Here is a 1,337-nt window from a genome sequence, read left to right on the forward strand (position 1 = left end):
CATTGGTAATTGTTTGTAGAAATATAGACATAAAAAAACGGTTTAGAGTGAACTAAACCGTTGTTTTGCTTGATTTTACTAATGTAGCGAGAGCGGGGCACGATCCCGCGACCTCCGGGTTATGAATTCTGAGACAATTGTACTAATATGGTCTTATTTGGTTAGTAATCAATTAATTATGAATAAGTTATGAAATAATTAAATGTTATATAACCATGTAAAAACATCAAATGTTGTACCTATGTTGTACCTGTAAATTTGTATATTTAAGTATTATAAATAATAGACATGGCGACAATACAAGCAGTCTTGAGGAAGAAACCAAACAAAGCAGGACAATTCCCTATAACTATTCGTGTAACTAAAGATAGGAAATCATCATACCTGTTTACTGGACAATACATTGATGAGAAGTTTTGGGATGAAAAGTTCAATAGGGTAAGAAAATCACATCTCAATTCAATTCGCTTGAACAATCTTGTGGCAAAGAAGCTTTCGGAGGCAAATGATAAACTCATTGATAGCGATGCTGAAAGTACAGGACAATCTGCTCAAAAGATTAAAAATATTATAGTCGGCAAGACAAAAATGGGCTATTTTGAAGCAAGCGAAGTATTTCTCTCCAACCTCTTACAACGAAAAAGATTTAATCAACATTACAATCAAGAAAAAAGGCTTGACATATTTAAAGCCTTTTTAGGACGAAAGGAGCTTTCATTTACTGATTTGGATGTTACTTTATTGAAGAGGTTCGAGGCATATTTACTTTATGAAAGGAAGGTTGCGCCAAGAACGGCTATTAATTATCTTATGCTTATTCGTACGATTTATAATTTTGCTCGAAAAGAATACCATGTAGACGACAGGAATTACCCTTTTGGTAAAGGCAAAATCCAAATCAAGTTTCCCGAATCGGAAAAAATCGGGTTGAATAGGGAAGAGGTACAACTTTTAGAAATGGCAGAAGATTTAACACTGGCCCAGCAGCACGCTGTCTACACTTGGTTGATGAGTTTTTATTTTGCGGGAATCAGGGTAGGGGATGTGCTACAGTTAAAATGGTCTGATTTTATTGATAACCGTCTTTATTATCGAATGGGCAAAAACAAGAAACTCGTATCCTTGGCAAATCCTAAAAAGGTTGAAAAGATATTGGAATATTATTCTATTTCGAAAGAAAAGAGAGATGGTTTAATCTTTCATTATCTAAAAACCTGAGTTCGATTAATAATATTTGATTATTATGCAACAAAAAAGATAGATTTTCAGTAAATTAAAGTGTTGAAATTCAATTCATTAATCTAAAAATCTATCTATGGTAATCTACTCTAAAGTTA

1 protein-coding gene is annotated in these 1,337 nt (G+C 33.1%); it reads left to right on the forward strand.

Annotation, left to right across the window (positions count from 1 at the left end; genetic code table 11):
* The first annotated feature begins 288 nt into the window (after positions 1 to 288).
* Positions 289 to 1,218 carry a site-specific integrase gene (locus tag ES765_RS21485; protein WP_138116585.1) on the forward strand — a complete coding sequence of 310 codons (930 nt, stop codon included), beginning with the start codon at positions 289 to 291 and terminating at the stop codon, positions 1,216 to 1,218.
* Positions 1,219 to 1,337 lie beyond the last annotated feature (119 nt).

Source organism: Maribacter sp. ACAM166 (assembly GCF_005771495.1).
Classification (GTDB): Bacteria; Bacteroidota; Bacteroidia; order Flavobacteriales; family Flavobacteriaceae; genus Maribacter.

Coding starts and splice junctions, on each gene's coding strand:
- ES765_RS21485 (WP_138116585.1), top strand. CDS start 289: ATGGCGACAATACAAGCAGTCTTGAGGAAGAAACCAAACAAAGCAGGA.